Origin of the sequence: Aquibium pacificum, assembly GCF_040839445.1 — a bacterium.
Classification (GTDB): Bacteria; Pseudomonadota; Alphaproteobacteria; order Rhizobiales; family Rhizobiaceae; genus Aquibium; species Aquibium pacificus.
The window spans coordinates 115,120-129,990 of record NZ_JBDPGJ010000006.1 but is presented as its reverse complement, the minus strand read 5'-3'; the positions used below and the strand labels follow the sequence as shown (position 1 = coordinate 129,990).

At 61.4% G+C, this 14,871-nt stretch carries 15 protein-coding genes; 3 read left to right on the top strand and 12 right to left on the bottom strand.

What is annotated here, in order from left to right; all coding sequences use genetic code 11:
- Positions 1-59 precede the first annotated feature (59 nt).
- From ABGN05_RS24030 to lspA, 3 genes are read left to right on the top strand one after another with little or no spacing between them, the layout of a single operon-like run.
- Positions 60-1,430 (top strand): phenylacetate--CoA ligase family protein, encoded by a 1,371-nt coding sequence (locus tag ABGN05_RS24030; RefSeq protein ID WP_367956576.1) that lies wholly within the window; start codon positions 60-62, stop codon positions 1,428-1,430.
- Positions 1,427-2,314 carry a cation efflux transmembrane domain-containing protein gene (locus tag ABGN05_RS24025; protein ID WP_367956575.1) on the top strand — a complete coding sequence of 296 codons (888 nt, stop codon included), beginning with the start codon at positions 1,427-1,429 and terminating at the stop codon, positions 2,312-2,314. Before ABGN05_RS24030 ends, ABGN05_RS24025 begins: the two co-directional genes overlap by 4 nt.
- Positions 2,311-2,778, top strand: coding sequence for a signal peptidase II (lspA, locus tag ABGN05_RS24020; RefSeq protein ID WP_367956574.1), 468 nt, complete (start codon positions 2,311-2,313; stop codon positions 2,776-2,778). The genes ABGN05_RS24025 and lspA overlap by 4 nt, the downstream gene beginning before the upstream one ends.
- Before the next feature lie 225 nt (positions 2,779-3,003).
- Here the strand turns inward: lspA and ABGN05_RS24015 are convergent, their stop codons facing one another.
- From ABGN05_RS24015 to ABGN05_RS23960, 12 genes are read right to left on the bottom strand one after another with little or no spacing between them, the layout of a single operon-like run.
- Positions 3,004-5,022, bottom strand: a complete 2,019-nt coding sequence (locus ABGN05_RS24015) for a type IV secretory system conjugative DNA transfer family protein (RefSeq protein ID WP_367956573.1) — start codon at positions 5,020-5,022, stop codon at positions 3,004-3,006.
- A complete protein-coding gene (gene virB11, locus ABGN05_RS24010; RefSeq protein ID WP_367956572.1) occupies positions 5,019-6,050 on the bottom strand; it encodes a P-type DNA transfer ATPase VirB11 in 1,032 nt (343 codons plus the stop codon). The genes ABGN05_RS24015 and virB11 overlap by 4 nt, the downstream gene beginning before the upstream one ends.
- Entirely contained in the window at positions 6,031-7,248 is a 1,218-nt protein-coding gene (gene virB10, locus ABGN05_RS24005; RefSeq protein ID WP_367956571.1) for a type IV secretion system protein VirB10, read from the bottom strand. Before virB10 ends, virB11 begins: the two co-directional genes overlap by 20 nt.
- A complete protein-coding gene (locus ABGN05_RS24000; protein ID WP_367956570.1) occupies positions 7,245-8,057 on the bottom strand; it encodes a TrbG/VirB9 family P-type conjugative transfer protein in 813 nt (270 codons plus the stop codon). Before ABGN05_RS24000 ends, virB10 begins: the two co-directional genes overlap by 4 nt.
- Complete coding sequence (locus tag ABGN05_RS23995) at positions 8,054-8,749, bottom strand: VirB8 family type IV secretion system protein (protein WP_367956569.1); 696 nt, start codon at positions 8,747-8,749, stop codon at positions 8,054-8,056. Before ABGN05_RS23995 ends, ABGN05_RS24000 begins: the two co-directional genes overlap by 4 nt.
- Before the next feature lie 44 nt (positions 8,750-8,793).
- Complete coding sequence (locus ABGN05_RS23990; protein ID WP_367956568.1) at positions 8,794-9,804, bottom strand: TrbL/VirB6 family protein; 1,011 nt, start codon at positions 9,802-9,804, stop codon at positions 8,794-8,796.
- A gap of 9 nt (positions 9,805-9,813) precedes the next feature.
- Positions 9,814-10,038 (bottom strand): hypothetical protein, encoded by a 225-nt coding sequence (locus ABGN05_RS23985; RefSeq protein WP_367956567.1) that lies wholly within the window; start codon positions 10,036-10,038, stop codon positions 9,814-9,816.
- Positions 10,035-10,748: a type IV secretion system protein gene (locus ABGN05_RS23980; RefSeq protein ID WP_373695977.1), complete on the bottom strand. Its 714-nt coding sequence runs from the start codon at positions 10,746-10,748 to the stop codon at positions 10,035-10,037. Before ABGN05_RS23980 ends, ABGN05_RS23985 begins: the two co-directional genes overlap by 4 nt.
- Complete coding sequence (locus ABGN05_RS23975) at positions 10,745-11,818, bottom strand: lytic transglycosylase domain-containing protein (RefSeq protein ID WP_367956566.1); 1,074 nt, start codon at positions 11,816-11,818, stop codon at positions 10,745-10,747. The genes ABGN05_RS23980 and ABGN05_RS23975 overlap by 4 nt, the downstream gene beginning before the upstream one ends.
- The gene (locus ABGN05_RS23970) at positions 11,815-14,229 is read right to left on the bottom strand and encodes a VirB4 family type IV secretion/conjugal transfer ATPase (protein WP_367956565.1); all 2,415 of its coding nucleotides are present in this window, start codon (positions 14,227-14,229) and stop codon (positions 11,815-11,817) included. The genes ABGN05_RS23975 and ABGN05_RS23970 overlap by 4 nt, the downstream gene beginning before the upstream one ends.
- A 2-nt stretch (positions 14,230-14,231) precedes the next feature.
- Positions 14,232-14,531: a VirB3 family type IV secretion system protein gene (locus ABGN05_RS23965; RefSeq protein ID WP_367956564.1), complete on the bottom strand. Its 300-nt coding sequence runs from the start codon at positions 14,529-14,531 to the stop codon at positions 14,232-14,234.
- Positions 14,532-14,534: 3 nt separating this feature from the next.
- A complete protein-coding gene (locus ABGN05_RS23960) occupies positions 14,535-14,870 on the bottom strand; it encodes a TrbC/VirB2 family type IV secretion system protein (protein ID WP_367956563.1) in 336 nt (111 codons plus the stop codon).
- Between the last annotated feature and the right edge of the window lies 1 nt (position 14,871).

The window sequence follows — 14,871 nt, the reverse complement described above, 5'->3', positions numbered from 1 at the left end:
ACTCCTGGGACAATTCACTGCAAGGGCGCGTTCGTATCAGTCGGAAAGGAGGCCTTCGCATGGGTGAAAACCTCCTTGGGCTCGTGCTCGACAATCGACGCGCGAAGAAGGAAGGACCCGAGGGCATCGCCCGCCGGCAGCGTGAACGGCTGGCCGCGATGGTTGCTTTTGCCCGGGCCAATTCGCCTTTTTACAAGCGGCTCTATGCCGACCTGCCTGACGGACCTCTCAAGCTCGAGCACCTGCCGATCACCACCAAGAAGTGGCTGATGGGCGAGTTCGAGGATTGGGTCACCGATCCTAGCGTGAGGTTTTCCGAAGCGCAGGCCTTTGCTGATGATCCCGCTAAGGTCGGCGAGAAACTCCACGGCTACACTTTGGCCACCACGTCGGGCACGAGCGGGACTAAGGGCATATTCGTCTATGACGATCATGCCATGGCGGTCACGCAGTCGATCGCCTTTCGCATGCTCACGAGTTGGCTGTCCATCGGCGATTTTGCGCGGATCATTGCGGGCTCCGGTCGCATGGCAATGGTGATGGCCAATGGCGGGCATTTTGCCTCGGCCGTGGCGGCCGCGGCCTTGAAAAGGCGCCGCGAGGGCAAGCTGCTGCAGCTCTCGGTACACGATCCGATTCCGGAGATCGTCGCCGCTCTCAACGATTTTCAGCCGGTCCTGGTAGCGCCCTATGCGAGCGTTGCATCGCTTCTTGCCACCGAACAGGAGCAAGGGCGGTTGCATATCCGCCCTGTTTTGCTGGCGCTCGCGGCCGAAGGCCTTGCGCCGGAGGAATACGGGCGCATCGCGCACGCGTTCAACGCCAAGGTGGGCAATAGCTACGCCTCAACGGAAGTGCCGTTCCTGAGCTTTAGCTGCCGGCACGGGTGGCTGCACGTCAACACCGACTGGGCTACACTCGAGCCGGTCGATGCGAGCTACAAGCCGGTGCCCAAGGGCCAAGTGTCGCACACGGTGCTGGTGAGCAATCTCGCGAATCGCCTGCAGCCGGTACTGCGCTACGATCTTGGCGACAGCATCCTCGAGCACCCCGACCCCTGTCCATGCGGCAGTCCCTTTCCAGCAATTCGCGTGCAGGGTCGCGCGTCCGATCTGGTGCGTTTCGCCGGCGGGGACGGCCGCGACGTGACGATGCCGCCGATGGTGTTTAATGCCCTGCTCGATCCAGTCCCGGGCGTAGACCTCTACCAAGTGGAGCAAACGGCACCCGATGCGTTGCGTGTGCGCCTGAATATCTCCGGCGATCCGGGCACGGTGTGGCCCCGGGTAGAGGCCGACATGCGCTCTCTACTTGAGCGCCATGGCCTCGCGCATGTGCGCATCGAACGCGGCGATGAGCCGCCGGAACAAACTCAGGGCGGCAAAGTCCGCCCAATTATTCCCTTCAAGTCCAAAGGATCCAACCCATGAGTGCTGTTGCTACAGCCCGCTATCACGTCACCGGAATGGACTGCGCTTCCTGCGCGGCCAAGATTGAAGGCGCAGCCCGCAAGGTCTCCGGCGTTTCCGATGTGAAGGTGTCGATCGCCTCGCAGATCATGACGCTCGAGGTCGATGATCCGGCCAAGCGCCTGCCCGTGGTGGAATCTGCCATCACTGATCTTGGCTATCAACTCGACCGCATGGACAAGCCAATGGCGTCCGGCTCGGAACACGACCACGACGAGGATGGTGATGACGACGACGATCGCATCCCGGACCTGTCACACGTGACGCCGGCCTACAAGCGGGCGCTTTGGATCGTCGTTCTGCTGAACCTCGGTTACGGCATCGTCCAGATCTTCGGTAGCTTTGTCGCCGGCTCCCAAGCAGTGCAGGCCGATTCCCTCGACTTCATCGGTGACGGCATGATCTCGTTCCTCGGCCTGATTGCCATAGGTTGGGGGCTGGCAGCGCGTGCCCGTACGGCTCTGCTGCAGGGCATCTTCCTAGCGCTGCTCGGCTTCGGCGTCATCGGCTCAACAGTATATCGGGTCTTCGTCGAGAATGAGCCGCAGACCTTGTTGATGGCCGGCTTTGGGCTCGTGGCCTTCATCGTCAACGTGCTCGCGGCGGTGGTGCTAATCCCGCACCGCAAGGGCGATGCGAATATGCGCGCCGTCTGGCTGTTCTCGCGCAATGATGCGATCGGCAATCTGGCCGTGGTCGTTGCTGCCGGACTAGTTTGGGCGCTGAATTCACCCTGGCCGGATCTGATCGTAGCGTTTGCCGTGGCGGGCCTCTTCCTGCAATCCGCCTGGTCAATTATCCGCGATGCTCGCTCTGATCTCAAGACAGCGCGCAGGGGCGCATGACAGCGCGGCTACTACTGATCCTGATTGGTTTGGTCGTCGTACTCGATCTCGTTACAAAGGCTTGGGCGCTGATGCTACCGGCGTCGGGGCTGCCCATTCTGCCCTTTTTCGACCTGCGGTTAGGCTTCAATACTGGCATAAGCTTCGGCCTGCTCGCGGCTGAGGGCGTGAACGGCTATGTGGTGCTTATCCTCCTTACCCTTGGGATCGTGTCCGTCTTCTTGCGGCTGGCCTGGATCAGCCGCAGTTCCCTTGAGCGCGCCGGGTATGGTGCAATAGTCGGGGGCGCATTGGGCAATCTGCTCGATCGTCTGCCGGATGGTGCTGTCACTGATTTTCTGGACCTGCACGCCGGGGGGTGGCATTTCCCGACCTTCAATCTAGCGGACGTGGCGATTTCCACCGGCGTGGGATTGCTGTTGCTGGCGGCCGATCGGCTGCCGCCAGCAAAGGGAAAGGGCTGAAGCCGCCCTGGGGATGGCGTGGTACTGGCTCATGACCTCCAAGGGGTGCGTCTCAGCCACCTATACGTCCGCTTTGGATGCGAACTCTCGCATCCTGGCCCGCGCAGCCGACGACGGCTGGCCGCCAAGCAGGCGATGGCATGCAGCGCTCCTTCACAATCTTCCGGGTACCGGAATACATCGCGGCGCGAGCTTTTCAATGGCGGAGGCGGTGTCAACGAGTTGTCAGCCCGCCTCGGCTTCAGCGATCTCCAATTCGTCAGGAACAGTTTCGTCGAAAACCCGTGCCCAGCTGTTTCCCTTTCCACGCTGGCTCCCAGGCTTGGCCGGTGCCCTTGCAAGTGTTTTCAATCGTCGGGCGGCTTTTGCGAAGCGCGCATCGAGTATGTCTGGCGTTGGTCTCGCGGAGATGCCCACCCGCGGTGACGTCGCTCCGGCCACAGACGCTAACCTTTGGTTGTCGAGCCGGCCCGTCTGAGTGTTTGGCATCTTCAACGGTTTTTCTGGACGCTTCGCCTTCTCCGGTCTGACTTTCAGGCCATCGACATCTTCGCCAGTATAAGCGGGCATCGTCGCTGGCACCGGTCGTTGCGGGAGGAACTCTGTCGCCGGCACGTCCGGCAAGTTTACCTGGGAGAACTTCTCCATCTCCCTGAACGGCGCTGTTGCGAAGAATCGCAGCTTGTCGGCGAAGATCGGATTCTGACCTTCGGCCAGGATGATCATCTTGTCCTCTGGCATCTGCCGCACTTCCTGTGGCATCAGCAGGTCGCGCTCCCGCAGCTGCTCGACCTTGGTCCGGCGATGCAGGCCCATCAACTCGATTGTGCGGGATTCGGTCTTGTAACGGATCGTGCGTTTGCCAAGGCCTTTCGAGAAAGTCTCTGCGGTTACCTGGTCGTTGGCGCCCAACACTAGCTGATAGCCGCAATTGCCCATCAATGAATGCCGCGACGTCTCGCCGTAGATCTCATCCAGGTTCTTCAGGTCCTGGATCACAAACGCCATCTTGATGTTGTAGCCGGCGACATAGGGCAGCTTGGTCGTGATTTCGCTCATCTTCTTCAACTGCCGGAACTCGTCGAGCAGAAAGTACACCGGCACCGATCGCTCGGTGTGCTCGAGCAAGAGCGTATCGAGAGTCTGTTGAACGAAAAGAGCCAGTAGTGGCCGCAGCAGCGTGATGTCGGTGACGCTGGGAGCGAGATAAATCGAGACAGGCCGGTGCTTCAGGGCACGCAGGTCCATGTCGGTCACCGAGGTTGCCGCGACCACGCGCTCGTTGCGAAACGGTCGGAGCGCCTTTTGGATGTCGAGCAGGGCAGATGCCGCAGCGCGTTCCGACAGGGCGATGTAGGCGTTGAAGCTCTCCACAGTGAAGCGGGATAGATTTGGCTCGCGTTCCTTGATTAGGGTCATAACCGCCTGGAGATTGGCTCCGCTGTTGAAGAATGCTGTGACCTCGCCGAGATTACGATGCCCCTCGTAGTACACGCTTTCGTTGATGTAGCTGATCGCGCCTGCCATGACCTGCTGGGCAGTCGCCTGCCAGACCGAGTTTTCGGACTCAGTCACTTCCGGGACGAGGATGGCGGCCATATTCTGGATATCGGTGGTTCGATCGCCGCGATCCGGGCGGATGAAGTCGAGCGGATTGTAGCGATGAGTCCTTTCCGATCCAGGTGCAAAGAGGAAGACCTGGTTGCCCTTTGATTTTCGGTAGCCTGCAGTGCTGCGAAAAATCTCGCCCTTGAGGTCGGTGACGATCATTGAGCCTTCATGCGAAAGCGCGTTTGGAACGACGTAGCAAGCCCCCTTCCCAGAGCGTGTAGGCCCGATAATCAGGTGATGTCTATCATCCTCTACACGAAGAATCTGGCGTCCAAAGCGACCGAGGATTTTGCCCTTCTTTCTGAACCAACCGTCCCGTCGAAGCGACATCACGGTCTGGAAGCGTGCCTCTCCTAAGGGGCTCGAATTCGGGCGAAGGCCGGCATAGGCGATAATGCCGGCGACGAGGATCGCCGGGAGAACAGCACCAAGGGCAATTGTACGCAGGACGGTGCTGTCGCCATAGGTGACAAGCTGCTGCAAGGGTGCAAAGGGATTTGTAGTGATGGTCGCGTGCAGGATCCGGCCGTCGCCGTAGATAAACTGCAGCGCGAGGCCATAGGCCAGCAGCCAAGCCGCAAAGGCGATAGTCAGGCAGAAGCCGAGATAGAAGACGCGAAGCGACCCGGTCATGACGCGTCCATCCGTTCGCGCGCGAAAAAGATCTCGGAAACGCCACGCCGGCCCCCTTCCCTGCGCAACTGGATGACGATCGGAATGACGCTCTGGATGTAGGAGATGAGATCGGCCTTCGGGTAGGCGGCCGACAAGCCCGACTGCATAACCATCATGGCGAGCTGTTCATAGGCGCCGAGCGGCGTGTCGGCATGAACCGTCGACATCGAGCCCGGATGGCCAGTGTTGATCGCGCGCAGAAAGGCGAAGGCCTCCGATCCCCTCACCTCGCCTACGAACAGCCGGTCCGGACGCATGCGTAGCGAGGCCTCGAGCAGCGACTGGATCGTCACGCTCGCCGTTCCCTGATCGCCGCGGGATGCGAGCAGATGCACCGCGTTCTTCTGGGGCGGGAAAAGCTCGCGCGTATCCTCCAGCGTGATGATGCGTTCATGCGGGTCGACCGACTTGAGACATGCATTCAGGAAGGTCGTCTTGCCACTAGAAGTGCCACCGCTGATCAAGATCGAGACGCGGTTGATGATCGCCGTGCGGATGAAGCCAAAGATATCCCTGGCCGAGAGTTGGTCGACCAAAGCCTGCTCGGTCTCGCTGAGACCACCAACGGCAATCGTCACCTGGTCGAGCGATCCCTGGTCGCGATAGTCCTCCAGCGTGAAATTGCTGATGACCTGCTTGCGGATCGACAGCGTGCCGCCATCGGCGGCCGCGGGTGGCAAAACGACCTGGATGCGTTCGCCGGAGGGCAGCGCTGCGCTGAGAATCGGGTTCGCCGGGCTGACGAACTGGTTGGTGCTGGCGGCGACGCGCTCGCCGATGTTGACGATCTCCGCGGTGGTCAGCTCCGGAACCTCGTAAGATTCCATGTGGGCGGAGCCGAGACGCTCGATATAGATCTGCCCTGGCCGATTGACGGAGATTTCGACAACGTCGCGGTCGTCGAGGAACGCCTTCAGCGGTGCGAGCGCACGGTAGAGGAAGTAGTGGCGATTGTCGGAGGCAAGTTCAGGGGAGGCCGCGTTCACGACGAATCTCCCTCAGCGCTTCGGTGACGGGATCCTCATACATCGCCGAGAAGTCGAGATCCTGACGAACGAAGACGAAGATGCGCTCACCTTGGCTCACGCTGATTGTCGGGGGAATGCGCAGACTGTCGCTGAGTGCCTGATTGGCCATGTCGGAGAAGGTCTGAGCGATTGTCTCCCGGGCAAGCTCCTCCGCCTCCTGTGCGTCATCGTTGTCACCAGCGGCGGCCTCGCTGCCGTAACCGGTCAGGTAACTGGCGCCGGCGCCCACGATCGAGAGCAGAATTGCCGCTCCAAAGCGTTCGCGGAACTTTTTGTCGACGCGCCCGGTCACGCCGGCACGTCCCAGGCTGTCGGCGCCGATCGAGTTCAGCCGGACTGTTACACCGTCATCGCGCAGCATTCGGGTCCAGACGACGAAGATGCGCGTCTGACCGCGCGTGATTTCGGACTGGTACTCGCCGATCAGCCTTGTGCCGGTGGGGATCAGCACGCGCCGACCGTCGAAGGAGTAAACATCCTGCGAGACGATCGCCCTCACCTGCCCCGGAAGGTCGCTGACGATCGCCGTCTCCAGAATGCCCGGGATCAGGGTGCCCTCTGGAACGAGCGCGTCGATCCGCTCGATTTGCCTGGCCTTGGCGCTGCGGTCACCGATGCTGGCGGCGGCGGCCAGAAACTTGCTGCTACGGTCCTCGCCGGCGACGGTAAGCCCCTCCCCGTCTCCGCCGCTGAGGCTCCCCGGCCCGCTGGATGCCGGATTGTCGACCACGACCAGTTTCGACCGGAAGCGGGCCGGGAATTCATCCGGTGGCGCCTCGGCTGCTTCCGGCGGCGGAGGGGCGGCACCGGGTACGGGCGGCGGCGGCACGTCGAACTGCGTGGTATCGACCTCTTCGGCAGGAGGTGGTGGGGGTGGTGGAGGTATCTCGACCACTTCGGGGGGCGGCGGCTCCGGTTCCGGCTCACCCTCGCGGACGAAGGATGGTGGACGAAACGTCGTGGTGGTGAACTCCTCGTCTCCGTCGAGCATGTCGCGCACAGGCGTCTGTCTGCTGGAGAGAACCATATAGCCGGCGGCGAGACCGAGTAGGACGAGAACGGCGCCACCGGCCAACTGCTTGCGGCGGACCGAATTGTCCGCGACGACGGGATCGTCATTTTGACCTAGGGCTTCAAGTTCGGGAGAGCGTTTCATCCGTTGCCGCTCCGACGCCGGCGTTTGGCCTGCTCATCCTCGACCGGCCCGAGAATGGCCGGATCAGGCGCCCCGAAATCCGACTTCTTCAGATTGAAGATGCAAATCCACTGGTTGCCGTCGCGCAGGGTGAACTGAGTGGCCGTTCCGTCGACGACGATGTATTCGCCCTCCCTGCGGAAATTTCGAAGCGTCTCCGAGAAGTCGGAGTTCACGGCGAAAATGGCCGGCATGCGCCGGTCGAACTTGAAGAACGTCTTGTTGCCGTCGTCGAAGACCATCAGCGGCTTCAGCCGCGCGTCACCGGAGAACGAATAGTCGATGTTGACGTTGGCCTTGTCGATGCCGGAGATGTTCGGCCATGCCGCACGCCGCTCCGCCTCCTGCCGCAGGGCGGCGTTGAGGTTCTTCTCGGGATAGTGGAAGCGGATCCCAAAAACCTTGCGGCCGGCTTCAGGGGCAAAATCGTGCAGCTCGAGATAGTAGATGCGTTTGTCAGTGACGACGTTCATGTTCGTCACCACGTCCTCGGCGATCGGCTTGACGAACAGGATGTTGCCCTTCTCGGCAGGGACGACCTGCCAGCTTTCCGTGTCGCCGAGCGAGATCGTCTCGAATTTCTCCTCCTCGTCGAAAATGATCATGGTGGAGATGCCATAGGTCGCGAAGACCTGGACGACATTGTTTTCCTGATAGGTGACGCTGGTCACACGCGCGTCGAGAGAGCCGCCCTTTGGGGTCTGTGCCGCACGCGTCGATGCGATGGATGCGAATAGCAACACCGCCACCGCAAAAGAGCGGCCGGTCATCTCGCGTCTCCTGGCGTCACCGTCTCCTGGTCGCGGCGATAGGCATAGACCTGGAAGCCGAGCGGGTTCTCGAAGCGCCATTCGTTGCGGACGGGGGTGTCGGTGTAACGGAACCGCACCACCGAGATCCAATGACGGACGATCGATTCCGTGTCGCTGCGTTCGTTGGTCGAGAAGCGGACGATCGCCGTGCTGGTGTTCGGGAAGGTCACCGACTTGATTTCGACCAGAACCCGCTTCAGTCGCCCATAGACCTTCGTGGGGTTTTGCGCATTGGCGGCGCTGTAGAGCGTCTGCAGCTCGCGCGCGGCCTCGTCGGCGGACAAGAGCGCCGCGATGCCGAAATTCTCGGTAATGGCGTAGGGATCGTAGCCTTCGCGGGCGCGAATGTAGCGGACGACATTCGCCTGGGTGATCGCCTGCTGTTCGGTGAGGTTTGCAGGCCGTGTCAGACCCGACTTGACCTCGATATAGCCCGTCGTCTGGTCGACTGTGACGACATAGGGCTCGAAGCTCTTCAGCGGCAGCATCAGCACCACGGCGAGCAGGCTGAGAACCGCAATGCCGGCGAAGACGATCGAGAAGAACCAGGCGACCCGCGCCGAGCGCTTGGCCCGCTTGATGATCTCCTGCTCCCAGATGTCGCCCTGCTGGAAGTAGGACCGCAGTGCGGTTTCGGATTTTTCGACCATCCCTGCTCATTTCCTGTCGTTCAAGATCCAACATCGGCTTGCCGTCATTTTTGCCGTGGCGTTCCGTTGGATGTGATCGCACGCTGCATGGAGGCGCCTGCGCCGTCCTGCCGTGGTGAGTGAAGTCGTGCCTGGACCCGGTGGACCGCAGCCTGGGTCTGTCGTGCTGATTGGCCGATCACCTCCCGGCCCCAGAAAATGCTCCGGCCGGTCATCTGCCGTGAGCGCGGACCGACTGGCGTGGCCAGACCGCCAGCTATGCCCTGGGCGAGGGATTGCACCTGCAGAAGAACGAAACTGCCGGCGAGACAAAGCATGATGAAGGCAGCGAAATCGCTAAGCTTCAACTCGCGATCGCCTGAGATGCTGTCGATGGCGGTTAGTTCTGGTTCCATCGCCGCGATCAGGAACGCGGCGATTACATAAACGAACAAGGGAATGATCGCGTAGAGCAGAGACTGGTTCAGCCACCCCATCGCATAGCTGCGTGTCGCATCGAAGAAGAAGCAGGCGATGAAGATAGGCGCGGTGCCGAGCAACACCCACAGCACGACCTTGGCAAGCACGAGAATGCCGAGTGCGATGGCGACGAACAACCCGGCGAAGACCATGATGATCATGCCGATCAACGCCGGCAGCACGGACAGATAGCCGGCCTGCTCCGAAAAGGCTGCGGCGGCAGTGTTCGCCGTCTTCCAGATCTGCGATAGCCCATTGGTGGGTTCGGTGACTCCGGTGCCGGATGCCGCCAGAATGGCGCGGCCGGCCGCCTCCGGGACCGTCGTCAGCCAGTCATAGACGAGGTCGTTGAAGTTCGACCATGTGCCGACCAGAATAAGGATCACGAAGACGCGCACCAGCCTTCCGATGATCTCGGCAACGCTCAGACGCGACGTTCCGAGAAAGAGCTGTATGCCGTAGAACAGGACGGCCATGATGAAGAGCAAGCGCAGCAGCGGCTCGAGATCTTGGCTGAGAGTCTCGTAGGCGCTTTGGGAGAAATTTTGTCCCGAAGCGTCGATCCGATCCAGCAGTTCGCCAATGAAGTCGTCCACTGCCCTGCCCTATTCTTCGTCGCCGGCCGCGAGGTTCTGGATCGCAGCCAATGCCGCCGCCCTGTCCGCATTGACCGACATCATCGGTCCGCATTCGCCTGCGAGGCTGGCGTAGTTCGACAGATTGGCAGGCCGCTTGCACGGCGCGGTCTTCTCGCGCGGCGTGCCGCACCCGCTGGCAAGAACGGCCAAGGCGAATGCGAGGACGGTCGCGGCGCATCGATGGATTCTCATTCGTACCGCAGTGCTTTTTTGGTATTCGACATGTCGGTGAGCTTGCGCTGGTTCTCCGCATGCAGCGATTGCACGCCGGCGTTCAACACGCCGATCATCTCGTTGAGCGTGAGACCGGTCTGCACCTGAAGCTGCGTGTTCTGGTCGATCGAGCCTTTGATATCTTCGGCCTTACCGATCTCGCCGCCAGCGGTTTCGAGGGCGGAGCGACGCGTTTCGACCGCAGCTTGAGATCCCGTGATCAGCGCCGAGACGCCCATGACCGTCTTCATCAGTTCCTCATAGGATTTGTCGCTGGCAAGCGAGCTGTCGCTTTTCCCGGACAACGATCGCACTAGCTGAAGACCATTGATGAAGAGCGTGGCGGCTTCCACCACCTTGGGATCGAGCGAGCCAAAGTCGGCGATCCCGCCCTTCAAAATGCTGTCGAAGGAAGGCATCGACGAGACGCTAAAACCGTTGCTGATCGCGATATCCTTCAGCGGACCTGCATCGCCGCCGCGGTCGCCGGTCACGGCCTTCAGGGTATCCTCAACGGTGGTGAGGATCTCCTTGTTGGTGTCGAGGATCTTGCCGGTCTTCTCAGCGGTGTCACGCGCCACTGCATAGTTGGTTTTGTCGATGACCGGGATGTCGGCCGCGGCTGGCGCGATACCCGCACCGATGATCGCCAGCATTGCCAATTTTCGTTTCATGTCGATCTCCATCATTGTGTCTCGAGAAGCAGCTCCGCCTGAGCATCGATGCGCATGGCGCAAGCCTTGGCTTCGGCATCCCAGACGAACCTTTCCCGCTCGTCGCAGAAGCCGGCGACCGGCCGATCGTCATTGTTGTTCCCATCGTAGCGGGTCGAACGGTTGGCGCCGGAGATCTCGCCAAGCGTGATCGCATTGCTCGAATTGGCGAGGTCAGCGAAGGCCGTGCCAAGCAGGAGCATCCGGTTCACGAGCTCGATGTTGGCGTTGCGCACCCCGGAATTGTGATCCCAGCTATCCTGGATGGTGCCCGACCCCATCCCACCGAGTTGCGTGAGCCAGGAGACAACGTCGCCGGAGCCCTCTCCGATCGCCGCGGTCAGGCCCATAGCGTTCATGGTGCTGGTTCGGGCGCTCTCATAGGCGCCGCCACCGCCATAGTTCAGCGGAATGCCAGACTTGTCGGAGCCGCCGAAGGCCGGGAGCCATTTTTGGGTTATGTTGGCGACATAGCCTTGCGTTTCCTTGAACGGCGGAATTCCGCCATATTTGTTCACGTTGCCCGCACCGGCATTGTATGCCGCAAGCGCCAGGGAGACATTGCCGTTATACTTTCGGAGCTGCTGCTTGTAGTAGCGCGCGCCACCTCGCAGGTTCTGCTCGATATTGTAGGGATCGACGCCGAGGTCGCCTGCCGTCCCCGGCATCAGCTGCGCGAGCCCGATCGCGCCCGCCGGAGATTTGGCGCAAGGGTTGAAGCGGCTCTCCTGATAGACAAGCGCCAGGAACTGGTTCTCGTCGACGCCTTCCTCTCGCGCGATCCTGCGGACGAGGCCGGCTATTGCCGGATTGGCGTTTGCCGCGGCGACCGGGTCATCCTTGCGGCCGGGCCGGTACATCGAGCATGTCACGCTCTGGTTGTTGACATAGCGCTCCTCGTCGACCGTTTCGATCTCGCCGGTTTTTCGGTCTCGATCCTCGCGTTCGTCGAGGACCGTCCCGTCGATGGTCGGGATGTCGGCGAAAGCCGGTGACGCAGCGAAAGCCGGCAGAAAGGCCAGCGAGAGGAAATATCGCCTGGTCATGCTGCACGCTCCCAACCGCAGAATTCGGGCAACCAGTTCTTTGGTTCGTCGCCAAGCCGCGCGCGCAACGCTGCGCACTGCTCGATCGTCTCCTTGCGTCCGGACATCACCCGCACGAGATCCGGCATGGAGGAGAGATCGAGCCGGGCGATGACGGAATCGTTGCCGTGCTTGATCAGGAAGGTCCGCCGCTCCGGCGGCGTATTGCGGATGAAAGAGTATTCCTTTGCCGTCAGTCCGAAGCGCCGGATGTAGCTCTCCTCGTCCGCGCGCGGATTGGGGAAATGCAGATTGGTCGCGGACTGCTCGATCAGCGTGTGCGACTGCGGCGAGCGTGCGATATCGGCCGCCGACTGAGTCCCAAACCCAACGATACCGTTGAGCTTGCGGATCGTCTTCATCTTGTCGACGATGTAGTTGGAAAAGACTGGGTCCTGCAAAAGCTTCCAGCCCTCGTCCATGAAGATGAGGACCGGTTCGCCGGTGAGCAGCTCGTCCAACCGGTGATAAAGGTACATCAGCGCCGGCGTGCGCACATCCTGGTTGTCGAGGATGTGCGTCATGTCAAAGCCGAAGATCCGGCGACCGGAGAAGGACAGCGCGTCGCTTGGTGCGTTGAAGAGCCAGGCCTTCTCGCCCTCGAACCAGGGGCGTAGACGCGACTGGAGATCGTTGGCGTCGGATCGCGCCCTGCCCATCAGCAGACCGGACAGATTGGCGAGCGTGCGTTGCTCGACCGGCTCCTGGCAAATTCGGCCAATCGCCCGCTCCAGCGTGTCCTCTTCTTCCTGTGAGAATCCGGTGCCATCCGCAGGGTCGAGCATGGCCTTGAGTAGGCGGTGAAGGAATTCGCGGTTTGCCGCGGTGTTCTCCATCTGCAGCGGATTGAAGCCGGTGGAGACGCCTGGCTGCAGCACCTCGTACTCGCCGCCGACCGCGCGGATGAAGATCTCGGCGCCGCGGTCCTTGTCGAAGAATACGGCGCGCGGCTCCGGTGAAATCCGGAAAGCCTGTGCAAGCAGGAAGGTGAGCGCCACGGTCTTTCCCGAACCGGTCGGGCCGGTCACGAGAAAATGGCCGATATCGCGCTGGTGGAAATTGAACCAATATGGCGTCTGCGACGTCGTCTCGAGGATCGAGATCGGCAGACCCCAGTGGACATCCAAAGCCTTGCCTGTCGCAAAATTGTGCAGCGACGAAAACCCGGAAAAGTTCGCGCTCGACAGCATGCAGGAGCGCGCGATGTAGGGGTGGTTGCCCGGAAGCTGCGCCCAAAAAGAGGCCTCCATGTTGAGGTCTTCGCGCAGCCAGTTGATGTTCATGTCGGTGAGACAGGAACCGAGCTCTGCGACGGCCTTGTCCAGACCGGCAAGGTCGCGCGACAGGCACAGAAGGCTGAAATGGTGGTAGCCAAACACAGCCTCCTGATTGAGCAGGCTGTTGAGCGCGAAGTCGATATCCGTCTCAACCGTGCTGCCCGATTCATCCGATGCGCGAATCTGGCGCTGCAGGCGGGAGATCCGCTCCTGCGCGATCGGCTTGTCGGCGAGCGTGAACGACTGCGTGCAGATGAACTCGTGGTTCATCTGCAGGAGCCCGTCGAGCATCCCGGGTCCCGAGAAGGGCGGATATTCCTTGATCGACAGCATTGCGCCGAAACGGTTCTCGGTTTCGACCGGTCCCTGCGCCTGCAATGTCCGCTTGGAGAAGTGCAGTCGAGAGGTGGCCACATAGCTGCGGATACCCATGCGCGGCAGACGCATCTCCCGAGAAATGCCGCATGTGAGGATCGTGTTGAAGAAGGCGCAAGGTTCGGAATAGGGTTGGCCGTCCCTGTGGACGATGCCCAGCGGCCGCGCGCCGTACTTCTGCAGCTCGCGCGTGATGTTGCCGACGACCTCCTCGAGCTCGTTGATCCGTTCGTGCACTCGCTGTTGCTGGATCTCGGTGCCGGAGGAGCGATCGATCAGCCGGGAAAACATCTCGGCCGCTCCCAGCGCGCCGCGCATGCCCGAGCGAACGATCGTCAAATAGAGTTCGTTGGTGAACATGCGCTTGTCGCGCAGTGACGCCATGTAGCGCGTGTTCAACAGGTCGCAGAGCGGATCCGAATAGGCGCCGCCGATCGAAGGCCTGACCTCCTTGCGGATCACCGTCGACCAAAGCGAAAAGCGGCTCGATCCAAGCGCGCGGACCATCGTGTTCTGGACGGCAGCGCGCATATTGAGCTCGGCCTGGTCCTCCGTCTGGAAGAACAAGCCGTCCAGCTTGATCACCGACAGGATCGCACCGCTTTCGAGACCGATGACGGTGTCGGCGACATGCCGCAGGTAGGGAATATGGGTCGACATGCCGCGCTCGCGGCGCTGCTCGCGGCCAAACCCCAGCTCTTCGACGACGACGTTCAGCATGGTCATGGCCCGTAGGAGTTGGTGCGCCAGAACAGCCGGTTTGGCGTGCGCGGCGTTCGCCGGCCGACCACCTGAGCAAGGTCGAGGATACGGATGTCGCGGCTGCAGAGCGCAAAAAGCGCGAGATAGATCAGCGGCGCGATCAACGCCGACCAGAAGCTTGTGCTCACTAGGAAGGCGATCAGCGTGAAGCCGACGATGATGTAGAAGGCGTTTAGCGGAATGCCCCACATCATCGGGGGCCGTGTCAGGCCAATCACCAGCGGCGTCAGCTGGGGTTTTTCGTCGGTGAACTCGACCATCGCTCAGTTCCCCACCGCCGCGATCATCTCATCGACGATCGCCGGCGCGCCGAAAACCAGTCCGATGCCGAGCACGACCGCGCCGGCGGTGAACCAGGACAGCCGGCCGGCGAAGGCGAGAAAACCGAGCGCGATGACTGCGATGATGGCGAGCAGTCGGCCGAACGGCCCCGTGATGAAGTCCACGATCATCTGGACCGCGGTCTCGAGCGGCGCGAACGCCCCGGAAGACTGGGCAAGGGCGGGCTCAGCGAGAACCAGGCAGATGAACAGGATCGCGCCAAATGCGATCGGCTGTTTCACGGGGCGTACAGCGGGCGAGTGCGAGAATTCGTTCATG

Coding starts and splice junctions, on each gene's coding strand:
- ABGN05_RS24030 (WP_367956576.1), top strand. CDS start 60: ATGGGTGAAAACCTCCTTGGGCTCGTGCTCGACAATCGACGCGCGAAG.
- ABGN05_RS24025 (WP_367956575.1), top strand. CDS start 1,427: ATGAGTGCTGTTGCTACAGCCCGCTATCACGTCACCGGAATGGACTGC.
- lspA (WP_367956574.1), top strand. CDS start 2,311: ATGACAGCGCGGCTACTACTGATCCTGATTGGTTTGGTCGTCGTACTC.
- ABGN05_RS24015 (WP_367956573.1), bottom strand. CDS start 5,022: ATGACCGGGTCGCTTCGCGTCTTCTATCTCGGCTTCTGCCTGACTATC.
- virB10 (WP_367956571.1), bottom strand. CDS start 7,248: ATGAAACGCTCTCCCGAACTTGAAGCCCTAGGTCAAAATGACGATCCC.
- ABGN05_RS24000 (WP_367956570.1), bottom strand. CDS start 8,057: ATGACCGGCCGCTCTTTTGCGGTGGCGGTGTTGCTATTCGCATCCATC.
- ABGN05_RS23995 (WP_367956569.1), bottom strand. CDS start 8,749: ATGGTCGAAAAATCCGAAACCGCACTGCGGTCCTACTTCCAGCAGGGC.
- ABGN05_RS23985 (WP_367956567.1), bottom strand. CDS start 10,038: ATGAGAATCCATCGATGCGCCGCGACCGTCCTCGCATTCGCCTTGGCC.
- ABGN05_RS23980 (WP_373695977.1), bottom strand. CDS start 10,748: ATGATGGAGATCGACATGAAACGAAAATTGGCAATGCTGGCGATCATC.
- ABGN05_RS23975 (WP_367956566.1), bottom strand. CDS start 11,818: ATGACCAGGCGATATTTCCTCTCGCTGGCCTTTCTGCCGGCTTTCGCT.
- ABGN05_RS23970 (WP_367956565.1), bottom strand. CDS start 14,229: ATGCTGAACGTCGTCGTCGAAGAGCTGGGGTTTGGCCGCGAGCAGCGC.
- ABGN05_RS23965 (WP_367956564.1), bottom strand. CDS start 14,531: ATGGTCGAGTTCACCGACGAAAAACCCCAGCTGACGCCGCTGGTGATT.
- ABGN05_RS23960 (WP_367956563.1), bottom strand. CDS start 14,870: ATGAACGAATTCTCGCACTCGCCCGCTGTACGCCCCGTGAAACAGCCG.